This window comes from Enterobacter cloacae complex sp. R_G8, assembly GCF_024599795.1.
GTDB classification, from domain to species: Bacteria; Pseudomonadota; Gammaproteobacteria; order Enterobacterales; family Enterobacteriaceae; genus Enterobacter; species Enterobacter dissolvens.
Map to the genome: position 1 here is coordinate 2487286 of NZ_CP102246.1, position 15068 is coordinate 2502353.

Annotated in this window: 15 protein-coding genes; 11 read left to right on the forward strand and 4 right to left on the reverse strand. The window is 52.5% G+C overall.

Going from position 1 to position 15068, the window contains the following annotated elements; all coding sequences use genetic code 11:
* Window positions 1-19 precede the first annotated feature (19 nt).
* From NQ842_RS11790 to NQ842_RS11825, 8 genes are all read left to right on the forward strand, one after another.
* Window positions 20-1114, forward strand: coding sequence for a polymorphic toxin type 44 domain-containing protein (locus NQ842_RS11790; protein ID WP_257255849.1), 1095 nt, complete (start codon window positions 20-22; stop codon window positions 1112-1114).
* A 2-nt stretch (window positions 1115-1116) separates the two neighbouring features.
* Window positions 1117-1587 carry a hypothetical protein gene (locus NQ842_RS11795; RefSeq protein ID WP_257255850.1) on the forward strand — a complete coding sequence of 157 codons (471 nt, stop codon included), beginning with the start codon at window positions 1117-1119 and terminating at the stop codon, window positions 1585-1587.
* Between the two features lie 83 nt (window positions 1588-1670).
* Window positions 1671-3425 (forward strand): type VI secretion system baseplate subunit TssF, encoded by a 1755-nt coding sequence (gene tssF / locus NQ842_RS11800; RefSeq protein WP_257255851.1) that lies wholly within the window; start codon window positions 1671-1673, stop codon window positions 3423-3425.
* Complete coding sequence (gene tssG, locus NQ842_RS11805; RefSeq protein ID WP_013096442.1) at window positions 3389-4474, forward strand: type VI secretion system baseplate subunit TssG; 1086 nt, start codon at window positions 3389-3391, stop codon at window positions 4472-4474. Before tssF ends, tssG begins: the two co-directional genes overlap by 37 nt.
* Entirely contained in the window at window positions 4452-4997 is a 546-nt protein-coding gene (tssJ, locus tag NQ842_RS11810) for a type VI secretion system lipoprotein TssJ (protein WP_257255852.1), read from the forward strand. Before tssG ends, tssJ begins: the two co-directional genes overlap by 23 nt.
* A complete protein-coding gene (gene tssE / locus NQ842_RS11815) occupies window positions 4997-5452 on the forward strand; it encodes a type VI secretion system baseplate subunit TssE (RefSeq protein WP_038419559.1) in 456 nt (151 codons plus the stop codon). The genes tssJ and tssE overlap by 1 nt, the downstream gene beginning before the upstream one ends.
* A gap of 23 nt (window positions 5453-5475) precedes the next feature.
* Complete coding sequence (locus NQ842_RS11820) at window positions 5476-6780, forward strand: VasL domain-containing protein (protein ID WP_257255853.1); 1305 nt, start codon at window positions 5476-5478, stop codon at window positions 6778-6780.
* Window positions 6781-6898: 118 nt separating this feature from the next.
* A complete protein-coding gene (locus NQ842_RS11825) occupies window positions 6899-7378 on the forward strand; it encodes a hypothetical protein (protein WP_257256929.1) in 480 nt (159 codons plus the stop codon).
* A gap of 34 nt (window positions 7379-7412) precedes the next feature.
* Here NQ842_RS11825 and NQ842_RS11830 read toward each other — a convergent pair whose 3' ends face one another.
* The 4 genes from NQ842_RS11830 to NQ842_RS11845 form a co-directional block, all read right to left on the reverse strand.
* Window positions 7413-7976, reverse strand: a complete 564-nt coding sequence (locus NQ842_RS11830) for a DJ-1/PfpI family protein (protein ID WP_063411570.1) — start codon at window positions 7974-7976, stop codon at window positions 7413-7415.
* Between the two features lie 217 nt (window positions 7977-8193).
* Window positions 8194-8379 (reverse strand): Ecr family regulatory small membrane protein, encoded by a 186-nt coding sequence (locus NQ842_RS11835; RefSeq protein WP_014832103.1) that lies wholly within the window; start codon window positions 8377-8379, stop codon window positions 8194-8196.
* Between the two features lie 30 nt (window positions 8380-8409).
* Entirely contained in the window at window positions 8410-9642 is a 1233-nt protein-coding gene (locus tag NQ842_RS11840; RefSeq protein WP_046887799.1) for a sensor domain-containing diguanylate cyclase, read from the reverse strand.
* Window positions 9643-9749: 107 nt separating this feature from the next.
* A complete protein-coding gene (locus NQ842_RS11845; RefSeq protein WP_046887800.1) occupies window positions 9750-11888 on the reverse strand; it encodes a bifunctional diguanylate cyclase/phosphodiesterase in 2139 nt (712 codons plus the stop codon).
* Between the two features lie 456 nt (window positions 11889-12344).
* Between NQ842_RS11845 and NQ842_RS11850 the strand changes: the two genes are divergently transcribed.
* From NQ842_RS11850 to NQ842_RS23410, 3 genes are all read left to right on the forward strand, one after another.
* On the forward strand, window positions 12345-13499 hold the full coding sequence (locus tag NQ842_RS11850) for a methyl-accepting chemotaxis protein (RefSeq protein WP_248041601.1): 1155 nt from the start codon (window positions 12345-12347) through the stop codon (window positions 13497-13499).
* A gap of 120 nt (window positions 13500-13619) precedes the next feature.
* Window positions 13620-14603, forward strand: coding sequence for a zinc transporter ZntB (zntB, locus tag NQ842_RS11855; protein ID WP_014832099.1), 984 nt, complete (start codon window positions 13620-13622; stop codon window positions 14601-14603).
* A gap of 292 nt (window positions 14604-14895) precedes the next feature.
* Window positions 14896-15060: a hypothetical protein gene (locus NQ842_RS23410; protein ID WP_312024034.1), complete on the forward strand. Its 165-nt coding sequence runs from the start codon at window positions 14896-14898 to the stop codon at window positions 15058-15060.
* The last annotated feature ends 8 nt before the right edge of the window (window positions 15061-15068 follow it).

A 15068-nucleotide genomic window follows, 5' to 3' on the forward strand; every position in this document is an offset into this window, starting at 1 on the left:
AGCAAATAAGGAAAAACATATGCCAGCAAAAGGTTTTTATCTGGTGCAAGGTGACAAAACGACCTGCGGCGGAAGAATTATCACGGGCGCAGAAGATCACACACTGTTTGGTAAACCTGTTGCCAGGGAGCAGGACGGCGTGACCTGTGGTAAATTTGTAGGGCTTTACAAGGTAGCCGGTGGCATTGATAACGATATCATTCACGGAAGGCGAATGGCCGGAACACTCGACAGCTACAGCTCCTGTCCGTGTAAGGCGAAGTTTATTCCGTCGATGATGGATGATACATATGAGAAGAGTGGAGGGAGCGCTAATTCTGCAGGGGAGACAACGGCAGCTACAGCTACAGCAACTTCATCGGCATCTTCGCTTGCAACTTCACCGGCAACTACTCCAGCAGTCACGACTACCGGGCAGTCGTCGGATCTTAAGAGTAAGCCGCATTGTCAGCATACTGATGGTGCGATAAAGGTTGCTGACTATATACTCAAAGAAATTAAGACGAATGTCAGAAGCCAGACTGCAGACACAATAAGATATTTAATCGACGAGGATACGTTAAACCAAAGGCGTGACGAGTGGAATAAGCTCCCTTTCTACGCAAAGCTGGCTCAATATCCAAAACCTGATTTACCTGCTGCAATGGCTGTCTGGTATGAGACCGTAAAAACGGGCTCTACCTGGGATCACAAACCGAAAATTCGCGACAGATTTTCGTCGGTTGCAGTTGCGCGACCATTACCCAGAAAAGGGAAACCGTCAAGGTCTTATTACCACAAGTTCAAACAGCATGATTATTTTTATGATGCTTGGTCAAACATACATTATGGCTATGTTGGCCTTAGTGTCGGCTTTTCAGAATCATTGCTCTTAAAAGGTTCTACCTGGGAACAAAATATGACGCCTGGAGCGATTGGTGACGATACGGTGGACGACGTTACGAGCATGAAAATCGGTTTTGCTCTGTTCCATCAACACGGGAAATATGCAGACAGTTTAACTGTGATTAATATACTTGATGCGCTCGATCAAACACCTGATGTGCTACTACCTCACTCAAAGGAAAAACACTGGTGCTGGAATACAGATAATCCAGATAAAATTGAGGAATGATTATGAAAAAGAAAAAACTTCTGGGTTACATTGTATTCTTTTCGGGGTTGTTGGTGCTTATTGTTCACATATTCCCGATACGACCTTTCGTTACGATTACAAATAATACTAACAAACCTCTTTTCATATATGCTGGTGAGAGTATCTATGACGTCGAACCCGAACCTGAAGAAGTTGAGCGAATTGTAAGGTCAAAACCTAAAATCATAGCTCCAGGTGAGATAAGTGAATTTACTGCTTCATTTATATCTCTGATTAGAAGAGACGCAGTAATCGATATTGGTTGGAGAATCGGTGGTCAATATGAATATAATTCAACTGGTGGTGGGGGTCAGAATTTCATTCTTTCCTCAACAGCAGGTGCGTGTTCTGTGTCGATCAAAGTAAACGATGGATTTAATAATGAGATTCTGGAGAATGATCCTGGTGATTTGTGTTTTAAAAAAATAAAGGCATTCAAGTACAAATATTGATACATGCCCTGTTTTCTTGGAAATGTATGTTTAAAGTTAAAATTTCCAGTGTTTAATAAATGATAAGAAATTAATATAAATATATGGACGACTTAACCCTGCGTTATTACGACGCCGAAATGCGCTACCTGCTGGAAGCGGGCGAAGAATTTGCCCGTGCTCACCCTGAACAGGCAGCAATGCTCAATCTTGATAAAGCGGGCGCGCGCGACCCGTACGTGGAACGTCTGTTTGAAGGCTTTGCCTTCCTCATGGGGCGTCTTCGCGAGAAGCTTGATGACGATCTGCCTGAACTGACCGAAGGGCTGGTCAGCCTGCTGTGGCCGCATTACCTGCGCACTATTCCCTCGATGTCGGTGGTGGAGTTCACCCCCGACTGGCGTGAGATGAAAGAACCGATGCGTATTGACAAAGGCTTCGAAGTAAACTCGCGACCGATCGGTGAAAAAGGCACACGCTGTCGCTACACCACAACTCAAGAGATAACCCTACAGCCACTGGCACTGGAGCATGCCCGCCTGTCGACTGATCCGGACGGGCGTTCGGTCATCAGCCTGCGCTTCAGCTGCAGCCATCTGGCTGACTGGAGTTGTGTCGATCTCAGCCAGATCCCGTTCTATTTCAATGCTGACGCACCACTGGCCTGCGCCATGCATGAAGCCTTTACCATGAACACTGCGCGCCTCTGGCTGCGGATGCCGGGTGACACGGACAGAAGACCGCTGGACGGGTATTTCACCGCACTGGGGTTTGGTGATGATGACAGACTGTGGCCGAAGGGGGACAGCAGTTTCAGCGGTTACCAGTTGCTGTTGGAGTATTTCACCTTTCGCGAGAAATTCATGTTTACGGGGCTGCGCGGACTGGAGAGCGTGGCCTTTCCGGCTGAACTCCCCTGGTTTGAAATCGATGTGGTGCTGGCAGAACGCTGGGAGCACGATTTCAGCTTTACCGAAAAGCATCTGCGCCTGAACTGCGTGCCGGTGATTAACCTGTTTCCGCTGGAATCTGACCCACTGACGCTTAACTCCTTACAAACCGAATATATGCTGCGCCCGATGCGTGTGCAGGATGGCCATACCGAGATATACACCGTGGATTCGGTGATGTCATCGAGCCTGCATACCTACGTGCCGTTTTCGAGCTTCCGTCACAAAGGCGGAATGATGCGTCATGAAGCCCCGGAATATTACTACCACACCCGCGTGCGCCGGGGGCCATCCGGTTTGCATAACACCTGGCTCATCCTCGGCGGTGAAGCGTTTGATAACCATACGGTGCCGGAAGATGAGAGTCTGTCGCTGACGCTCACCGGTACCAACGGCCAGCTGCCACGGCGTGCGCTGCAGAGTACTGTACTTGATACGGTGATGAAAACGACTTCGGCTAATATTGCTGTGCGCAATCTGTGTGCACCAACGCTGCCCTGTTATCCACCGGCGCAGGACCGTTTTCACTGGCGCGTGCTGAGTCACCTCGGCAGCGGGTTTCTGTCGATGATGGATAACGCCGATGTGCTGCGCGGGACCCTGGCGCTGTATGAATGGACCGACAGCGAGATGAACCGCCGCCGCCTGGAAGCCATCCTCGACGTGAAACACCGTGAAACCGCGCGCTTTGAGCAGGGCTATCTGGTTCGTGGCGTGCAGATTGAGGTGACGCTGGACAGCCACGGCTTTGCCGGGCGCGGCGACATCTGTCTGTTTGGTGAGATGCTGAGCCGTTTCTTCGCGCTGTATACCGACATTTATCTGTTTAACCGCCTGATTATCATTCTGCAACCGACAGGAGAGCGCCTGGAATGGGAAGAGAAGCACAATCGCCGCATTCCCGGCTGACCCCGCGGCTGGAAGCCGATCTGCACCGCATGAATTTTTATCGTTTCTGTCAGTTGCTGGAGAAACGTCATCCGGGCAGGCCACTGATGGGCTCAACCAGTCATCCCGCAGATGATCCGGTACGCTTTGCACCGCATCCGGGGATGGGGTTCCCGGCCGGTGAACTGAAGTGTGTCGAATATGACGAAGACGATGACAACACGCCTCCGGTTATTCGAGCGACCTTCATGGGAATGTACGGTGTCGATTCCCCCCTGCCGACGGCGTATCTTGATGACATCACTCAGCGCCGTGAAGGACATGACGCGCTGCAGGGGTTTCTGGATATCTTCAGCCACCGCATCCTGACGCAGTTTTACCGCATCTGGCGTAAGTACTCTTACCCGGCCACCTTTGAGCCCGGCGGGACCGACAGCATTTCGCAGTCGCTGCTGGGCCTGGTGGGGCTGGGTATTCCCGGCACCGCGAACCACATTGCCACACCGGTATCCCGTTTTCTGGCTCTGCTGGGTGTACTTCAGCAACCGGGGAAAACCCAGGAGGGGATACAGGCCCTGGTGAGCCTGCTGGCACCGGATACCACCGTGACGGTCAGCCCGTACTGCCTGCGTCCGGTGGAGGTCAGTCAGCCACTGGGTTTTTACGGTGATGACGATTTTCTACTGGATGGCAACACGCCACTTGGAGATGAAGCGATGGATGCCAGCAGCCAGCTGCTGATCGCACTGTCCACCGATAACGAACAGGAATCACAGGGCTGGAAACCGGACGGTCTGCTGTATCAGGACTTCCTGGTGATGTTGCGTGTCTACCTTGGCTGGCGTTTTAAGGCAAAAATCACCCTGACAACCCTGACCCGCCTGCTGGCCGTGCCACCGCTCGGTGAAGGATCTTTCTGGCTCGGCATGAATGGCGTACTGGGGGCGGAGGAGGGAGCGTTTGCAGATGATATCCCGCAAACCTTTACGACGGAACTGGGCTATTACACCGGCCTGCAACCTGCAACACCACAACAAGGAAACCGACGTGTTACGTACAAGTTTGATTAAACCCGCGTGCTGGCTGCCTGCACTGCTGGCGTTCAGCCTCACGGGCTGCGGGATGACGCAGGGTATCACTGATGGCACTAAATCGGCATTTAACGCCGTGTTTTATAAAAAAATTAAGGTACTGCATCTGGATTTCACCGCCCGTGAAGCGTTGAACACCGATTCCCGCGAAAGTAACTCGCTGTCTGAGCCCGTGGTAGTCCGCGTGTATCAACTGAAAGACCGCAAGATCTTCGACAAAACGGTCTATCAGCAGCTGCTGAAGGACGGGGAGACCATTCTTAAAGCGGACCTTCTGACCAGCCGTGACGTGGTGGTGAAGCCGGGCGGGGATGTGAGCCTTGATATGCCGATGGAAGAAGGCGCGCAGTTTGTCGCGGTGGCCGGGCTGTTCCGCCATCCGGATATGGTTAACAACACCTGGAAACAGGTGCTCAGACGTGAAGATCTCGATCCGGATAAACCGCGCATTCTTGAAGCCGGGAATAACCATCTGACATTACAACCGCGAAAGGATGACTGATGCCACAGGGACATAACACACCATCGCTGTATGAAATGCTGACTGGTAATTTTTCCGGTGGTCTGAGCCTGCACCAGGTCAGTGAGCAGAACCAGGTGATTTTATCCGTACTTGATAACATGCAGCGCGTGCTCAATTGCCGTGCCGGTACGCTGGCGCACCTGCCGGACTATGGTCTGCCGGATATGACCAAAATTCTGCAGGGGATGCCGGGTACGACCCATGAACTGATGGGGATCTTATCGTCTGTATTGCTTAAGTACGAGCCCCGGCTTAAGAGAATCGATGTGGTTTTGCTTGAACAGGCTATTCCCGGCGAACTGCGCTACGCCATCGACGCGGAGCTGAAGGGCATCGGTCTGGTCCGTTACGGTACGGAATTTATGCCGGAGGGCAGGGTGTTAATCCGCCACCTGAAACAGCAGCAGTACCTTGATACCCGCGCCGCACTCTGATTTTTATTCACGCTGAAACCATCATGACGACACAATCCGAACGCCACCTCAAAACCGGCGGCGACCCGCGCACGCTTGCGGATTACGCCGCCCTGCGTGACGAAATGAACAAACTGACCCACCCGGCGCGACCGGACATCAACTGGTCGCAGGCAGAAAAGCTCTGTCTGTCGCTGTTTGAGCACAACGGGGTGGAACTGCAGACCGCGGCCTGGTATACGCTCGTCCGCACGCATCTGGCCGGTCTGTACGGCATGAACGAAGGACTGGCACTACTGGACGCGCTCCTCTCCCGCCAGTGGGGCAATATCTGGCCACAGCCTGTGCATGCGCGTATGGACATTCTTAGCGCCCTCAGCAGACGGTTACAACAGACGATGCGCACCCTGACGCTGACCTGTACCGATCTCAGCCAGTTGTACCAGACAGAAGAGCACCTGAACGCACTGGGCGACATATTGCAGCGTCTTGAACTGAGGCATGCCAGCCAGCTCGATGCCCTGCGAACCCAGGTCCATAACGCGGCGGTACGGCTGGAAAACAGCGACGGCGGGCAGGAGGCGGGCGGTGCTGTTCTCCCGGCCAGCTTTACGGCCCCGGCAGAACACGTCAGGTGGGTGTATGTCGCGCAGCCACACAGGCAGGTGATGACCGCGCCGCCTCCGGTGAAGCCCTGGAAGCCATTTGCCGCCGGAGTGGCGACCATGCTGGTGATTGCCAGTTCGGTGGCATGGGGATGGCAGACGATGCATACGCCAGACCGGGCTCAAACGCAGCTCGATGCCACTCTGGCGCCTTTACCTGACGAATTATCCAAAGCGCAGTTGCAGGTGCTGCGACAAGCGTCACCATCACCCGTGGCAGGGATTAGCAAGACGCAAAATCGGCTCGCACAGCTTAGGGAACTGAAACCTGACTGGGCATGGCGCTACGGCGATAGCCTGGTGCAGCAGGCGCTGATCCTTTGGCCGCAAGAGGCGAAACCGCTGGCGCAACAGTGGCAGCAGCAGGTTAACGTTGCAGCTCTTCCGCAGCCATATCTGACTGGCTGGCATCAGGGAATGACCCAATTGAAACAACTGGCGAACCGGCTTAACGCACTTGATGAACAGCGGGGTAAGTACATGACGGTCAGCGAGCTGAAATCAGCGGTATTTACCATGATGCAGGCATTTAACAGTGCCGTGCCTGCAGAGGAACAATTGCGGCAGCTGGCAGAACTGCCTGAAAACCAGCCGTGGCCTGCTGCGCAGCAGAGCGAGACAGAACAGCATCTGCAGCAGTTGATTGCCCGTTATGCCCTGATGAAACAAAAAACGGCGGAATAGCTACAAACGGTCCCTCGTTTAAGAAGGCAAGGAAGCATCCGGGAAGATAAATATGGCCGGTCAGCGCAGGGGGCGCGGATCCAGGTTTAACCGTGTGAAAATGAACAGAGGCAACAACGTGTCAGCCAGAGAACGTTTCTTTAAAAAAGTGCAACAGAGTAACAAGAACATAACGTCAGGTAACAGCTCAGTTGAGGCTGAAATCGTTGAATTCTGCCAGCGTGTAGAGGAGCTGGCGCAGCAAATCATTGAATGGTTTGCGGGCACCAGCATTGTAGTCACGTTATCACGTCAGTATCTTCACGATCTGAGCACATTAGGTTATAGCCTGAGCAGCGGGATTTGCCGCTATGAGATAGCGACTATCCTTCTGCAGCATGGCGAGCGTAGTGTCAGTATCGTGCCAGAACAGCTCTTCCGTGCAGGAGAAACGGGTTGTGTAAGAATGCGTGTTGAAGCTCCGGCCTTTCGTGAGGTGTTTTACCTGAGCATGGCGCCGGAAGCGGGCTGGTTTATCCGGCGCGAGTTTCAGAGCATTAAAGAACGCGCTCTTTTGACGGAAGAACGCTTTTTTGTTGCGGTCGATCGTCTGGCTTGAAGAGCGTATGTAAAGAGCTGGTTGCCTTGCAAGCCTATTCCAATAACTTCGCAAATTTCGCCAGCCACTGCGGATGCGCAGGCCAGGCCGGCGCGGTGACCAGGTTACCGTCAACGTGAGCCTGATCGATGCCGATATCGGCGTACTCGCCGCCGCTGAGTCGCACTTCAGGCGCGCAGGCCGGGTAGGCGCTACAGGTTCGCCCTTTCAGGATCCCGGCGGCTGCCAGCAATTGTGGGCCATGACATACGGCCGCAATGGGTTTGCGCGCGGCGTCAAATGCCTGTACCAGCTTCAGCACGTCAGCATTTAACCGCAGGTATTCAGGCGCTCTGCCTCCGGGGATGAGCAGGGCATCATAGTCATGCTCGTTGACGGAAGAAAAATCGGCATTGAGGGTAAAACGGTGGCCGGGTTTTTCGCTATACGTCTGGGCTCCGTCGAAGTCATGGATCGCCGTCATGACATAGTCACCTTTCGCTTTGTCGGGGCAGACCGCGTCAACCTGGTGGCCAATCATCTGTAAGGCCTGAAAAGGAACCATCGTTTCATAATCTTCGGCGTAGTCGCCCACCAGCATCAGGATCTTCTTGCTCATCATTTTCTCTCTTTAATGGATAACGATGTTTTCGATATAACCTGGTGTAGCGCAAATGTCGGAAATAAAAAAGCCCGTCAGAGCACGGGCAAAATAAGCAAGTGATTTAGCAATTCGTTACCAACGTAATGGAGGATAACGGCGCGTATCTTACGCGTCTGTTAACAAGACCGATACCTGATAATTCCGGTAGGTGAAACAACGGATTAAACGTGCGTTACAGCGCGTCGAAAGTGGGATAAATGCTGTTTTCAATATATTCCGCCACTAACCAGATCTCGCCGCTAAAGATAAACCACAATCCGAAAATAATAAGCATTAAAATAATTATGGTGAGGATTATTTCTGTTCTTCCCATTGCAGACATTACCCACCCATTGTTGTTTTCAATCAAGACCGGCATTGTAGCGGGGCTTTATCCGATACACCAGTTTCACGCCGCCAGGACTTTATTGCGGCCGTCATTCTTGGCGCGATAAAGCGCGTCATCCACCCGTTTAAAGAGATCGTCGATACTCTCATCCTGGTTGTGTCGCGCCACGCCAATGCTTACCGTAAAACGCGGCAGGCCTGGGATCGTGATGCGGGCAACCGCGGCGCGGATCGTTTCCGCGATTTGCATGGCGGTGTCGAGCGACGTGCGCGGCAGCAGAATGACGAACTCCTCGCCCCCCCAGCGAAACACAAAATCCTCTTTCCGGCTACAGGCTTCCAGCGTACGCGAAAGCGAGATGAGCACTTCATCCCCCTTCAGATGACCAAAAACGTCGTTGATATTCTTAAAATGATCGGTATCGACCAGCAGCAAACTGAATTGCTGCTGTACGGGAAGGTGAGTGAGATTCGTTTGCTCAGCGATAATATAGAACTGACGTCGGTTGAGCAGGCCCGTCATGGCGTCCCGTAGTGCGGCATGTTCCAACTCAAGCTCCAGCCGTTTTTGCTCGGTGATGTCATGAATAATGCACAACATCAGCTTATCACCGTATATCTCTATCGGCCCGGCATAGGTCTGAACATGGCGGGTTGAGCCATCGGCAAGACGGTGCACAAAGTTGAGCGGCTTATGCCCACCCGGCAGGGCGGCGATTTCACTCATTACCGGAATAACATCCCGCCCCAGCGTGTTGATTTCCCAGGTATGCTTGTTGCACATCTCATCATGCGAGTAGCCGTAAAAGTTAAGCGCTGCCAGATTGGCATCGACTATTTGTCCATCACGGGCGGGGTCGATCAATAACATCGGTGCGCTGTTCGTCAGAAAAAAACGGGCGTAAAACCCCTGTTTTTTGCGCTGATAAGTGGCGGAGCGACTGGCTTTAAGCCCTGTCGGCACCGGATGCGAAATCCCTTCAAAAACGATCATGTCGCCGTACGGCGGGTGGTAGGTCAGCGAAAGACGACAGCTCAACGCGGTTTCATGTCCGTCGCGCCAGATTGTCCAGATTTCGACAATTTCCTGATCCGTTTTGAGCTCAGGAATATACATTGACAGCACGGCTTGCGCATTTGCTGAGAAGGGGCCTTTGCGCAGGTCATCCAGTGTTTTATCCCCCATCACGTGAGCCGCGGCCGTGTTCGCGAAAATAATATGGCCGGAAACGGGGGAGATCAGCCACACAGGCGTTTTAATGAAATTCAGTGCATCAAAAGTATTTTGCGACATAAGGAATTCCTGTATATCGGCACAATATGCCTGACGATCACGACAGAATCGACTCGCGTTGACCCCTTTGAACCATACTCCTGTTAACCCTTTGAACCATACTCCTGTTAACCCTGTGAGGCATGATTTTTTTGTGAAATAAAAGCGGATTCCGTATGAATTTTACCAATGGGTATAATCTGTTTCTCTGAATTAATCTGCAGCAGCAACCACGGAACCTGTTCGGCAGGTAAAGGTCTGGAGAACAGGAACCCTTGCAAATAGTCACACCCCAGCTCCGTTAACACCGCCCGTTGCTCTTCCGTTTCGATCCCTTCAGCAACAACATACATCTCCATTGTCCGGGCAATATTGATAATGGTCTCCACCAGCTTGCGGCTTTTTTCATTTTCCAGCATTGACGTTACAAAGCTTTTGTCGATTTTGAGCTCTTTTGCCGGAAGCACGCTGAGCATGAGCAGATTAGAATAACCGGTGCCAAAATCATCAATAGAGACGGTGATCCCGGCCTGGTTGAATGCACTCAGTAATTCGATACTGCGGTCAAGATTTTTAAGGGCAGTGCTCTCCGTGACCTCGAGAATGAGTCGGGAAGGCGACAGATTATATTTTTGCAACATGGACGATACGATCTGAAAGATATCCGGCTGTTCAAACTGCACAGGAGACAGGTTAAAGGAGAGCGTCCAATGGGCAAAACCTTGTTCAGTCCAGAAATGCAGCTGTCGGCATGCCGCTTCAATCGCCCAGTTACCCACAGGGATAATTAATCCTGTCTGTTCCAGCGAAGGTAAAAACAGATTCGGCAGCAGCACGCCTTGTTCGGGATGTCGCCAGCGCAGAAGCGCCTCAAAGCCATGGATTGTCTTCTCTTCAGCATGCCAGGTAGGTTGATACCACAGTTCAAACTGATCGCGCTCGAGCGCCTGGGTGAGCTCCTGCAGAAAACCGGGGTTGGCCGGGATCGCCGTCGACATCTCTGTCCGGTAGACCGCCCAGTCGTTTCGGCCCGCCTTCTTCACGTAATGCATTGCGGCATCCGCTTTTAATTTTAATTCGTGCAGCGTTTCACCATCCTGAGGATAGCGGCTGACGCCTGCACTGAGTGTGGTGCTCAGTGTATGCCCGCACAGGGAAAGAGGGCGGCGCAAGTCTTCGAGCAGCGTGGGGAGCAGGGTCTGGAGTTTATCGTCATCACATTCAGGAACCAGCAGGATAAAGGCATCGCCTCCCAGTCTTGCCAGGGTCATCTCTCGGGTCAGCCTCGCCGTGATGCGCTGTGCAATGGTGATTAACAACTCATCGCCGACATTATGCCCCCAGGTGTCATTAACCTGTCTGAAGTGATCAACGTCGAGGAAAACTACGGCAAATTGCTTATTACTGAGCAGCGCACTGCGCAGGCAATCCTGCATCCGGAGATCCATCTGGTGGCGGTTAGCCAGGCCGGTGAGGGCGTCAAATCGCGCCTGGAGCTCGAGCTGGCGATTAAGCTGTTGCAGATTTTCCGTTAACCGACTGGTGCGCCAGTGTGAATCAATAAGCGAGATAATCAACATGATGCCGAGCAGGCTCAGCGTTGTTACTGAAACCCAGATAGATAATCCCAGTTCGCTGATCCCGCCGGGAAGGGTATGTGTCATGTCACCAAACTGAGCGGCACGCATTCCGGTGTAGTGCATGGCGCAGATGGCAGCCCCAAGGACTAAAGCGGCGAGAATGCGATTGATGAAGATCCCTTTTCGCTGATGCCGCAGGTGGAAGGCCAACCAGATTGCGGCTCCGGAGGCCATTATGGCAATCAATATGGATAAGCCGACGGTACGTTGATCCCAGATGATGGGGCTATCCAGCATCAGCGCGGCCATGCCGGTATAGTGCATCGACACGACTCCTGCACTCAGAATTAAGGTGGAGAGGATCAGCCTAAAGGGAGAAAGACGAGCGCCCGTCACGGCAATATTCATTGCCAGCGTAGACGCCACCACCGCGACGCCCAGGGAGGCAAGGGTTAACCAGAGGTGATAGCTCATGATCATGGGCATTTGCATCGCTAACATGCCGATAAAATGCATCGACCAGATCCCGATGCCCAGCGTAACCCCTCCGGCAATACGCCAGAACATTGCCGCCTTGCGACCGGAGAGGGGGATTTTTCCTGCACTGTCCAGAGCCAAAAACGAGGCGATAAAGGCCACGAGATAAGAGATGGCTATTAACACTGGGTCCCACGATACATTGAGCATTATGCAATCCCGCATCAAAGAGGGTTACTGACTTCGCCTGCCGGGCACATCTTTATTGGCAACGAGCATGCGCGTTCAAACACTATTAGTTAGGGGACTCGTAAAATGACCAGCCCTATTTAAATCTCAAACTGCATGCAATATAAAATATATTCTCAGTATTAACCTGTTAAGCACAGCTAAACAAGGGCTAATAATTGCAGCAAAGCTCCTTAAATATGCGGGAGGTTATCACGTTTCGCTGATGGAGATGGTATCGCTTAAGTTCGTCTTAGACCAGTATCACAGCATTCATGACACAATATTTCCTGCAATACACTGTTTTTATCTTACTTAAGTTAAATTGCAGGTTGCTAACCACGAAACAACAAACCATCGGTATTCGTGAGGACAAACGTCATTGTGGATGCTATAACCCTTAATGCCGACCAAAAATATAAAGTTGTGGGAATGATTATGCTAAGAAATATTAGTGTCAGAACCTTCATTGTCTATTTCCTTTTGTCTCTTTTTTTGATAAACGCAGCTGTCGTGGTTCTTTTTTCGGGCGCGTCGCCGCTCTTTATTACGCTCAATGTAATAAATATGATTGCTCTTTTTTTACTCTGGGCCTACATGACCAAATATCTTGTGACACCGATCAATACTGTGAAAAAAAGTATTGAAGAAGTGACCTCGGGGAATCTTGGCGTGACGATACCGGAGTTTGGTAACAACTGTGCAGGGCGTTTAATCCCTGGGATTAATAGCCTCTCGAGCAATATTGCGACACTGGTCCGGGAAATCAGGGCATCGTCACACACCGCCATGACCTTATCGGATCAACTCTCCTCACGCAGCGCGCAACTTTCTGTGAAAACGGAGCAGCAGTCTGCCTCGCTGGTGCAAACCGCGGCCAGCATGGAGCAGATGGCGGCAAGCACCAGAAATAATGCCGATAACACCCGGCTGGCCAGTGAACAGGCCAATGAGGCCACCCTTCAGGCACGCAAAGGCGGAGAACTGATGGGGCAGGTTGCTCACAATATGCAATCGATCACCGAATGCGCGCAGCAAATGACGGAGATTATCTCGATGATCGACGGCATTGCCTTCCAGACCAATATCCTGGCGCTTAACGCAGCCGTTGAGGCAGCAAGGGCGGGAGACCACGGAAAAGGATTCTCTGTAGTTGCAGAGGAGGTACGAAATCTGGCTCACCGCAGCGCGGACGCGGCGAAGAACATCAAAACGCTGATTGAAGTCACGAGTAATAACGTGACGCAGGGCGTAACGGTGGTGTCAGAAGCGGAAAAAAATATGCGTGAGATAGTGGCCGGATCCAGCAATGTCAGCCGTCTGATGGATGAAATTTCCAGCTCGACATCCGAGCAGGAGAAAGGGATTTCGCAGATCACGCTGGCATTATCAGAGCTGGAAAGGGTCACGCAAAGCAATGTGGCTATGGCGGAGGAACTTAACGGATCTTCCGACGTGCTGCGTAATCAGGTTATCGAATTGCAGTCCCGGACACGCAACTTCCGGCTCGACGGGAGAGCCCCCTCTGACGGTTCGTTGTCGGCACCGGGTGTTCCCCTGTCGTTCGCGCAGCGACAAGGACATTCTGTGTGAGATGGCACCGCCGTTAGCCGTACAATTCCCGAGCGATTTCAGCGCCATGCGGAACATAGTGGTTGCGTAACCTCTGCCGAAAGCTAGACTGACAACGAAAAGCTAAAAGGTGGAGGCGTTGTGGAGAGCATAAAAGGGTCTGAACTGAACGTTCCTGACGCAGTGTTTGCGTGGGTGTTCGACGGTAATGGCGGTGCCAGGCCGCTGGAAGACAACGATGAGATTGATCACGCGCATCCCTGCTGGCTACACCTGAACTATACCCATCCGGACAGCGCTGACTGGCTGGCATCAACCCCACTGTTGCCGAACAACGTACGCGACGCGCTGGCGGGTGAAAGCCTGCGGCCACGCGTGAGCCGGATGGGGGACGGTACGTTGATCACCCTTCGCTGTATTAACGGCAGCACGGATGAGCGTCCGGATCAGCTGGTGGCGATGCGGGTCTATATGGATGACGGTCTTATTGTCTCCACTCGTCAGCGTAAAGTGCTGGCGCTGGATGACGTGGTGAACGATCTGAAAGAGGGCACCGGGCCGACTGATTGCGGTAGCTGGCTGGTGGATGTCTGCGATGCGCTCACCGATCATGCGAGTGAGTTTATTGAAGAGCTGCACGACAAAATTATCGACCTGGAAGATAACCTGCTCGATCAGCAAATACCGCCGCGCGGCTTCCTGGCGTTACTGCGCAAACAGCTGATCGTGATGCGCCGCTATATGACGCCACAACGCGATGTGTATGCCCGCCTCGCCAGCGAACGCTTCAGCTGGATGAACGACGATCAGCGTCGCAGGATGCAGGATATTGCGGACAGGCTTGGGCGCGGGCTGGATGAAATTGATTCCTGTATCGCCAGAACGGCGGTGATGGCGGATGAGATCGCCCAGGTGATGCAGGAGTCGCTGGCCAGAAGAACCTACACGATGTCGCTGATGGCAATGGTCTTTTTACCCAGCACCTTCCTGACCGGACTGTTTGGCGTAAACCTGGGCGGTATCCCCGGAGGGGCTTATCGTTACGGTTTTACTGCGTTTTGCGTCATGTTAGCTGTTTTGATTGGCGGTGTTGCATGGTGGTTGCATCGTAGTAAATGGTTGTAAATTTACGCTTTTTACACCTTATACGCGGTTCAAAACGCTCTTTTAATTGAGCGAAGTCAATAAACCCAGGCCGCGTAAGGTGCAATATTACTCCCGCAGGTGAATGCAACGTCAAGCGATGGGCGTTGCGCTCCATATTGTCTTACTTCCTTTTTTGAATTACTGCATAGCACAATTGATTCGTACGACGCCGACTTTAATAGTCGGCTTTTTTTTGCCTCCCGTTTCTCAGGGTCTACCCTAAAAGGGTCAATCCAAAAAACTGGAGGGAAAGATGAACCATCTACTCGCGCTGCAACTGCTGCATTCACGGCAGTCCGATCCGGTCCCGACCGACCCAACGCCGATGCCCGATCCCATTCCTCGTCCGCAGCCTATGCCCGACCCGCCGCCCGATGAAGAACCGATTAAATTGTCGCATCGAACCCCGAGATCTGCGAGGATACGCGCCATCTGACTGCAAAG

What these genes read in the sequence shown, in the direction of transcription:
- NQ842_RS11790 (WP_257255849.1), top strand. Translation starts at nt 20, where the DNA reads ATGCCAGCAAAAGGTTTTTATCTGGTGCAAGGTGACAAAACGACCTGC.
- NQ842_RS11795 (WP_257255850.1), top strand. Translation starts at nt 1,117, where the DNA reads ATGAAAAAGAAAAAACTTCTGGGTTACATTGTATTCTTTTCGGGGTTG.
- tssF (WP_257255851.1), top strand. Translation starts at nt 1,671, where the DNA reads ATGGACGACTTAACCCTGCGTTATTACGACGCCGAAATGCGCTACCTG.
- tssG (WP_013096442.1), top strand. Translation starts at nt 3,389, where the DNA reads ATGGGAAGAGAAGCACAATCGCCGCATTCCCGGCTGACCCCGCGGCTG.
- tssE (WP_038419559.1), top strand. Translation starts at nt 4,997, where the DNA reads ATGCCACAGGGACATAACACACCATCGCTGTATGAAATGCTGACTGGT.
- NQ842_RS11820 (WP_257255853.1), top strand. Translation starts at nt 5,476, where the DNA reads ATGACGACACAATCCGAACGCCACCTCAAAACCGGCGGCGACCCGCGC.
- NQ842_RS11830 (WP_063411570.1), bottom strand. Translation starts at nt 7,976, where the DNA reads ATGAGCAAGAAGATCCTGATGCTGGTGGGCGACTACGCCGAAGATTAT.
- NQ842_RS11835 (WP_014832103.1), bottom strand. Translation starts at nt 8,379, where the DNA reads ATGCCGGTCTTGATTGAAAACAACAATGGGTGGGTAATGTCTGCAATG.
- NQ842_RS11840 (WP_046887799.1), bottom strand. Translation starts at nt 9,642, where the DNA reads ATGTCGCAAAATACTTTTGATGCACTGAATTTCATTAAAACGCCTGTG.
- NQ842_RS11845 (WP_046887800.1), bottom strand. Translation starts at nt 11,888, where the DNA reads ATGCTCAATGTATCGTGGGACCCAGTGTTAATAGCCATCTCTTATCTC.
- NQ842_RS11850 (WP_248041601.1), top strand. Translation starts at nt 12,345, where the DNA reads ATGCTAAGAAATATTAGTGTCAGAACCTTCATTGTCTATTTCCTTTTG.